8 protein-coding genes are annotated in these 7379 nt (G+C 63.7%); 2 read left to right on the top strand and 6 right to left on the bottom strand.

The window, feature by feature from the left end:
* Positions 1-182 precede the first annotated feature (182 nt).
* Complete coding sequence (locus tag EHV23_RS12840; protein ID WP_420813062.1) at positions 183-407, bottom strand: ABC transporter ATP-binding protein; 225 nt, start codon at positions 405-407, stop codon at positions 183-185.
* Between the two features lie 13 nt (positions 408-420).
* Here EHV23_RS12840 and EHV23_RS12835 point away from each other — a divergent pair.
* Positions 421-1577 (top strand): IS3 family transposase gene (locus EHV23_RS12835; RefSeq protein WP_125096418.1). Its coding sequence is split into 2 segments (ribosomal slippage): positions 421-676 and positions 676-1577, totalling 1158 coding nucleotides; the frame shifts between segments, so codons are not numbered across the junction.
* A 44-nt stretch (positions 1578-1621) separates the two neighbouring features.
* Here the strand turns inward: EHV23_RS12835 and tnpC are convergent.
* From tnpC to nfsB, 5 genes are all read right to left on the bottom strand, one after another.
* A complete protein-coding gene (gene tnpC / locus EHV23_RS12830) occupies positions 1622-2743 on the bottom strand; it encodes an IS66 family transposase (RefSeq protein WP_125096417.1) in 1122 nt (373 codons plus the stop codon).
* Between the two features lie 161 nt (positions 2744-2904).
* Entirely contained in the window at positions 2905-3237 is a 333-nt protein-coding gene (gene tnpB, locus EHV23_RS12825; RefSeq protein WP_158615970.1) for an IS66 family insertion sequence element accessory protein TnpB, read from the bottom strand.
* Positions 3234-3683, bottom strand: coding sequence for a transposase (locus EHV23_RS12820; protein WP_125096415.1), 450 nt, complete (start codon positions 3681-3683; stop codon positions 3234-3236). Before EHV23_RS12820 ends, tnpB begins: the two co-directional genes overlap by 4 nt.
* A 53-nt stretch (positions 3684-3736) precedes the next feature.
* Positions 3737-4027 (bottom strand): hypothetical protein, encoded by a 291-nt coding sequence (locus tag EHV23_RS12815; protein WP_203228999.1) that lies wholly within the window; start codon positions 4025-4027, stop codon positions 3737-3739.
* A gap of 433 nt (positions 4028-4460) precedes the next feature.
* Positions 4461-5114 carry an oxygen-insensitive NAD(P)H nitroreductase gene (gene nfsB / locus EHV23_RS12810; protein WP_125096414.1) on the bottom strand — a complete coding sequence of 218 codons (654 nt, stop codon included), beginning with the start codon at positions 5112-5114 and terminating at the stop codon, positions 4461-4463.
* Positions 5115-6557: 1443 nt separating this feature from the next.
* On the opposite strand from nfsB, the gene EHV23_RS12805 reads away from it, so the two are divergent.
* Positions 6558-7367, top strand: coding sequence for a lysine-specific demethylase (locus tag EHV23_RS12805; RefSeq protein ID WP_125096413.1), 810 nt, complete (start codon positions 6558-6560; stop codon positions 7365-7367).
* The last annotated feature ends 12 nt before the right edge of the window (positions 7368-7379 follow it).

The following is a 7379-nucleotide window of genomic DNA, read 5'->3' as shown; positions in this document are numbered from 1 at the left end:
GGCTGCCCATGGCGGGGGTGCAGCGGCACGGGAAAGGCTGACCAGTGCAGGTACGGCCTGCACCCGGAACGAAGGGCAGCTCATCCCGTCATGTCTCGCGACACCGGTGGCGCAATCCATCTCTAAGCAGGGCCAGCAACCAGTGAACAGGGTGCCCCCGGATGGCAGCCGGAAAGTGACGTTCAGTCCGCTGCCTGCCCGAGTTCCGGAACGGCAGCGAGCAGCTGCCGGGTGTAGTCATGCTGCGGGGCGTCGAGCACGGTGTCTGCAGCACCCTGCTCCACCAGCCGGCCCTGCTGCATGACACCGATGTCGTCGCACATGAAGTGGATGACGGCAAGATCGTGGCTGATCAGCAGTGAGGTAGCCTGACTTCCGTAGACACCCACATGAGGGAGAATGGCCATGGAGGGTCAACGGATGAAACAGAATCAGAGTTACACGGCCGAGTTCAGGACGGAGGCCGTCAGGATGGTCCTTGAACAGGGACTTTCGCAAGCCGAGGTCGCCGCCAGGCTGGGGGTTCCGAAGGGGTCACTGGCCAACTGGGTGGTCAAGGCCAAGGGACCGAGCAAGCCATTCTCGGGTGTGGCCGAGGCCAGCCGCGAGGAGCTTCAGGCCGAGGTGGTGCGACTGCGCCGGGAGCTGGCCCGTGCCGAGATGGAGCGAGAGATCGTAAAAAAGGCCGCCGCGTACTTTGCGAAGGAGTCCCTGCAAGGTACGCGTTCCTGAAGGACAGGGTTCACGGCAAGGGGTACCCGTTGACCGTGGCCTGTCGGGCACTGGAGGTTTCTCGCAGCGGCTATCTGGCCTGGCTCAAGCGCCAGCCCAGCCAACGGGCCAGGGACGACGAGCGCCTGCGTGTTCACATCAGGGCGGCTCACGAGGCGGGGCGCCAGACCTATGGGGTGCTGCGCGTACATGCGCTGTTGCGGCACCAGGGACAGAAGGTCGGACGGGATCGTGTCGGACGTCTGCGGCGCGAGATGGGCCTGTGCTGCCGGCAGAAACGCTGCTTTCGCACGACCACGGACTCGGCACACACCTTGCCTGTGGCGCCCAATCTGCTGGCCCAGGACTTCAGTGCCGACGCACCGGACAAGGTCTGGCTGACGGACATCACCTATGTGCGTACGGATGAAGGCTGGCTGTATCTGGCTGGCGTGAAGGACGTGTTCACTCAGGAGATCGTCGGCTACGCCATGTCGAGGCGCATGACACACGAGCTGACACTGGAGGCTCTGAATCGGGCTGTCCGGTATACCCGCCCCAAACCCGGGCTACTGCATCATTCCGATCGGGGAAGCCAGTACTGCGCAAGTCGCTACCGTGAAAGACTTGATGCCCTGGGCATGCAGGTGTCGATGTCACGGCGGGGAAACTGCTACGACAACGCACCGATGGAGAGTTTCTGGGGATCACTCAAGAACGAGTTGCTGTACCAGCGGCGTTTCGCCACGCGTGCGCAGGCACGAGCGGCGATCACCGAGTGGATCGAGGTGTTCTACAACCGTCAGCGACTGCACAGTGCACTTGGCTACCAGTCGCCAGTGGCCTTCAGGCAAGGTCTTCTTTGAACGGACTTCACATTAAAGCAACTGTCTACGGTTGACAGTACACCTCATTCGCTGTGGACCCAATGATCGTGGAACCTGCGCCGGGCGTGCGCCATGCAGCCCACCTCGGTGATGCCCTGCCGGAATCCCTTCTTGTAGCCGCCAAAGTCATCGCAGACCAGGGCGCCCTTCCAGTCGTCCAGAAAGCCCCGGGCATTCTCGCCGGCCCGGTTGTCGCTGAAGTGGTAGACCACCGCCCGGATGGCCTCTTTCTCCCCGGGCACGAAGGTCCACAGCCAGCCCTTGCCAGCCTTCTTGCCCTCTTTGGGGGCAGCCAGAATCCTGATGGGGGTTTCGTCGGCGTGCAGAACCCCCTGTTCGAGCAATTCCCTGCGCAGGGCGTCCACGAGCGGCTGCAGTGCCACACCACACTGGCCCACCCAGCTGCCCAGCGTGGAACGGGCAATCGTCAGGCCCGCCCGACCATAGATGGCTTCCTGCCGGTACAGCGGCAGGTGGTCGCCATACGTGCTGACCAGCACGTGCGCCAGCAGCCCCGGGGTGGCGATGCCCTTGTCGATGATGCACGGCGGCATCGGGGCCTGTTCGATGCGTTCGCAGTTCGGGCAGGCCCAGATGCCACGCTTGTGGTGCTCGACGAAGAAGGTACCCGGGATGTAGCCCAGTTTCTCGCTCTCATCATCGCGCACGTGTTTGAGGGCACAGCCACAGGGACAGCTCCTGTTGGCCGGGTCGTGACGGATTTCGGTGTGTGGCAGCCCCGGCGGCAGGGGCTGGCGTTTGGGCTGGCGATGGGGCTGCTTTTCCTCGCGGGGCACCGATCTGGAGAGCTGTGTCTCGACCGCGGCCAGATCCTCGTCGATGGCCTCTTCGAACAGCAATCCCTGGATCCCGGCGAGCTTCTCGCTCTTTTTGCCGAAGCGGATGCGACGCAGGTACGCCAGCTCGACCTTGAGCTTCTCGTTCTCGACCGTGGTGAAGCGGATTTTTTCGTCGCGCCGAGCCAGTTCCCGCTGTTGCTGTTCGAGAATTTGCTGCTTCTGGCACAGATCGCCCGCCTGTTGCTGCAGTTGCTGCATCAGCGAGGCGGTGAACTCGCGCAGCTGCTGCGCATCCATGTGCGCGATGTCAGCGGTGAGTTCTGCAGGGGAAGCGGGCCGGTTCATGGGGCACAGTATGCCGGTGTTGGCCGCTGCCTGCCATCGGGAGATTTCCCGGTTGCCCGCGGGGCAAATCCATGAGTGAGACGGTCACGATCACCGGAATCACCGGTCACGATGCCGGAATGACCGGCCACATTGACCGGAACCGGTGCCGAATCCCTGAATCAGGCTGCGGTGATGATGCCCGCCGACCGGGGCAGCTGCCATGGCAATCCCAGTACCAGGGCCTGCAGCTGCTGCTCGCTGATCTGCAGATGGGGCTCATCGCCGGCAGGCCATCTGAACAGGCCCTCGTTGAGACGACGGGCTGCCAGCCAGATGCCCACGCCATCATGCACCAGAACCTTGAGCCGGTTGGCGCGACGGTTGGCAAAGACGTAGGCGTGATGCGGGTGGGCTGCGCCGAAGACGCGAACGACGCGAACCAGCATCGAATCCATGCCGGCACGCATGTCGGCTGGCTCCACGGCCAGCCAGATGGCATCGATGCGGATCATGCCAGCACCTGCCTGACCCAGGCGGCCGAGTCCTGTGCATGGCTGATCGGCCAGTGGATGGAAAGCTCGGTACCACCCCGTTTGAGTTCGATGCGCAGCCCGGGATCGGCGCTGGCACGCTCCGTGCATGACTGGTGGTTGCCCGGTGCGCGAGGCGTTGCTGCATTCGCGGCGGAAGCCGATGATGACGAAGCCAGCATCAGCGGGACGAAATGATCAGCGGCGGCGGCTGCATCGGCAGCAGAAGGGGCAGTTGTGCCTCGGCCGGCCTCCTGGCGGTAATTGCGCAGCCACTTGCGCAGCAGACTGGGACTGATGTCATGCTGCTGCGCAATGTGCGGCAGCGATTCTCCGGAGTGCAGGCACTGGGCGGCAACCTCGGCCTTGAAGGCCCTGGTGAAGCTGCGACGCGTACGGCCAGCGGGTAACGCGGTGTTGGTGAACATGGCGACCTCCTCTGTGAAAGGGGGGTCACTATCGCCTGTGGGCTATGTGGCGTTCAAGATGTAGAGATCACCGCGCGTTTACGTTTGAACTCCCAGACGGCGGGATCATCGGTCTGTTTCCAGTGGGTGGCAATGGCCCCCTGCAGCGAGTTGTCGGCCAGCCGGATGAGCAGCGGCTCGTACATCTGGTGCAGCAGGTTGAAGTTCAGGCCCACGTTGACGGCATGCGGGTCAAGCGTGGCGGGATCGGCCGAGCGGGCCCAGCGGACGGTGGCTGCCTGGGGAGCCGCCAGCGGCAGCAGCGTGGCGGACAGCAGGGAAGCAGCAAGCAGTTTCTTGATCATGTCGGTCCTTGTCATGAGGGACCGAACACAGTGACGTGTGCGGCAGGACAAGGGGCGAAGATGAACCTGCATGCCCTCCCCGCCCGCGAGGCAATCATCTCCGGCTGTCCCGTGGCAGCCAGCCCATGTCCAGACGCCCTCGAATGAACAGCAACGGAGGCTGTTCTTCAGGAACCGAAAGGATGACGGATTTCCGCCGGCCCCAACAGGGGCAGACCCGGGCAGCGGCGTGCATCGATATGCGGTTTTTGCATATCGAGTGCGCGTCTGGCCGGCCCGCGGAGCGGGCGGAGGCTGAGTACCGGCTGTTCTGCTGCTCGACGGCTGGCTGTCGGCCGTTCACTGGATCCCCTGTTACAGCTCGCTGGCAGACTCCCTGTGCGTCAGCGGCTGGCGCCCGGCAGACGGCAGCCGGCAGACAGCCACCACACGATCACAGGAAGGTGAACACCTCATCCTTCGGCAGGCGGGATTTGGCGGCAGTGGCGTTGAGATCGCCGTCGGCGTGGTAGCCCAGGGTGACGATCGCCAGGCTGCGCAGGTCTTGGGCGGGCAGGTTCAGGTCCTCGTCCAGCGCTGCTTCATTGAAGCCTTCGATAGGGGTGGCATCGACACCGGCACTGGCCGCCGCCAGCAGGAAGAAGCCCAGTGCCAGATAGACCTGGCGTGCCGTCCATTCGGGCCCGTCATGGCGGGTCTCCTGATGCAGGCGCACGTATTCATTCATGACGGCCGTACGCTGGGCTCTCGCTTCGGGGGATGCAAAGCGGCCGGCCGCGGCCTCGTGTGCAAGCACATTGTCCAGATGGGCATCCGGCAGGTGCGTGCGGGCGCAGAAGACCACCACATGGGAGGCGGCCCTGGTCTTGTCGGCGTTGTAGGGGTTCCGGGGCTCCATGCTGCGGGCAATGCGGTCACGCGCTTCGGCACTTTCGGCGACGAAGAAGTGCCATGGCTGCGAGTTGACCGACGATGGCGCCAGACGCAGCACCTCGAGCAGGTCGGCCACCACCTCGGGCGGAACCTTGCGGGCAGGATCGTAGAGCTTGGTGGCATAGCGCTGGCGGGCAGCGTCAAGGATGTGCATGATGGGGAACTCCGTAAAAGACAGGGACACGGGCCAGGGACTGCGGTCACGATCACAGTCACGGCAGCCGGAGCGCTGACCGGCGTCAGGCACAGGCGTCCGCGGCCCGGACAGGGATCGGCGCCAGCAGCCAGTACCGGCACCGGCCACCAGCACCGGCCACCAGCACCGGCCACCAGCACCGGCCACCAGCACCGGCCACCAGCCGCCAGCCACCAGCCGCCAGCCGCCAGCCGCCAGCCGCCAGCCAAAAAGCATACCGGGCAACCGCGGGATGATCATCAAGTCTACCGGAGCAGGCAAAACCCCCGCCCCACAAGAAAAGAATCTCCCACCCGCAAGCAGCCACCTTTCGCCCACGAGAAAGCGGGCGCCACACGCCTGAACGGGCCTCACGTCCCGGAACGCTGGCCTCCTCACCAGCCCCCCCTTTGACCAGAACAGAGCGCCCCTTTGCAATGACCCAGCGAAACCTTCCCGGAGCAGCCCCCTGCACCGGACAGCAAGGGCCATCCGTACGCCATGGACGACACAAATGACTTACAACACAGATACAAAGCAGGCTCAGATATTGACTTTTCCAAAAACAGTTTTGTTTGCACAACACATATGCAGGCACGGCCGATCATGACGCCATCCTGATGCCATCCAGCCGGCATTGGCGGTGAAATTCGTTCATTGGGTGAAATGGCACGCTGCAGCCCCCCTCTTCCGGCCGGGGCGCACAATGCACCACAGTCAGGCAAAAGAGGCGAAAACGGCCGTGCAACCTGTTGGCAGACAGCCTACAAACCTGCCCAAACAGAGATACATCTCGTATTTTTATAGCAACTTTCTTTTGCAACTCGTTAAATTTAACTATTTTTATAGATTTACAGCGCCTGACAGGCCTCCATCACGCCAAAACAGGGGGCGATTGGGTCTACATTCTGGGTCGTGGCTGTTTGCGCAACGATTTTTCACCTCTTCCTCAACCCGCTTCTCCCGCATTGCGACGCTCCGGCCCCGTGCTGCCTCGCTTTTTTTGCCCATGAACGTAACCAAGGGTAATTTGGAACACCATTGCAGGGACACCACGCCCACCGGCCAGGCCGCCAGTCCCAACCGCTGGAAAGGTACCGGAGCCCTGATGCCCGGCCCGGCAGCCCCCATGGAACCGTCCCGGCTGAACACCTGGCTGCATACGCAGATCCGGCGTTGCCAGCCGGTTGCCTTCGCCTGCCTGGTCGCCCTGCTCTGCCAGAGCAGCCCGGCGGAAGCACAGCCTTCCGTTCACTGTCGACATGCCTTGCGATCACTGCACATGAGCCTGCACGCCGGAACATGATTTCCGTTGATCGGACCGGGAGATTTCCCGCCGGTGAAATGACCTGCAGGCCGATGCTGCGTCATACCGCTTCGATTCATCTGCTTCCCTTGTTCTCTTCTGACACCTTCAACGCCATGAAAAAGCCATCCTTCAACCCGTCGCCGCTCGCTCTTGGTTTGTTTGCCGCTCTGGTCATCGCCGCACCGGCGCAGGCCCAGGTCTGCGCCACGCCAGCCCGCATGATTGCCGACCAGGGCCAGGGCGATGCCTATCTGGCCGGCATCAACCCATCGTGGACGTGGTCCCATGCGGGTTATTCCGTCAGCTCGCTGGGAGGCTACGACCACTGGCCGTCGTGGGAGAAGGCCCGTCTGCCGCAGTTCCGCTACGTGAAGGGCGCCTGGGAGCGGCTGATGCCGTGGTTCGTGATCTCGGGGCCGAGCGGCAGCCGGACGCCTGCCCACATCGAGATGGGCCAGATGTCCGTGTACTACTTCTCGCGCAACATGCAGCGCTGGGTGCTGCTGGCCAAGGACATGCGCCCGGACATCGGCACCTGCACGGCCGACACGGCGCTCACCGACTGCCACATGACCAGCTCGCCCTCCGCCACGGCCTACTCACCCAATCCGCTGCACGGCTGGTACAGCTTCGTGAAGGTGCCGCAGGATGCCCAGGCGCTGTCGGTGAGCGTGCAGGCCCGCGTGGTCAGCGGCGGCCGTGCGCTGATGACCGTGGGCGCCGACTACTATCCGCCAGCGGGCGTGAGCACCCGTGGCGTGGCCCTGTCGGCGGCCGGCAACTCGGCACCGCGCTATCTGCAGAATGGCTGGACCACCGTGACGATGACGACACTGGCCGAACAGGTGACCGACCGTGGCACGGGGATCAGCCAGTCACTGCTGCAGCGCAACTCGCCGCAGTGCAGCAGCCCGCAGAGCTGAGCGGAACATGGA

Origin of the sequence: Lautropia dentalis (assembly GCF_003892345.1) — a bacterium.
Lineage (GTDB): Bacteria > Pseudomonadota > Gammaproteobacteria > Burkholderiales > Burkholderiaceae_E > Lautropia > Lautropia dentalis.
Note: the sequence above shows the minus strand (reverse complement) of the source record. Positions and strands in the feature narration are given on the sequence as shown.

Bases quoted from the DNA above. Each gene is read 5' to 3' on its own strand.
- EHV23_RS12840 (WP_420813062.1), bottom strand. From the start codon at position 407: ATGGCCATTCTCCCTCATGTGGGTGTCTACGGAAGTCAGGCTACCTCA.
- tnpC (WP_125096417.1), bottom strand. From the start codon at position 2,743: ATGAACCGGCCCGCTTCCCCTGCAGAACTCACCGCTGACATCGCGCAC.
- tnpB (WP_158615970.1), bottom strand. From the start codon at position 3,237: ATGATCCGCATCGATGCCATCTGGCTGGCCGTGGAGCCAGCCGACATG.
- EHV23_RS12820 (WP_125096415.1), bottom strand. From the start codon at position 3,683: ATGTTCACCAACACCGCGTTACCCGCTGGCCGTACGCGTCGCAGCTTC.
- EHV23_RS12815 (WP_203228999.1), bottom strand. From the start codon at position 4,027: ATGATCAAGAAACTGCTTGCTGCTTCCCTGCTGTCCGCCACGCTGCTG.
- nfsB (WP_125096414.1), bottom strand. From the start codon at position 5,114: ATGCACATCCTTGACGCTGCCCGCCAGCGCTATGCCACCAAGCTCTAC.
- EHV23_RS12805 (WP_125096413.1), top strand. From the start codon at position 6,558: ATGAAAAAGCCATCCTTCAACCCGTCGCCGCTCGCTCTTGGTTTGTTT.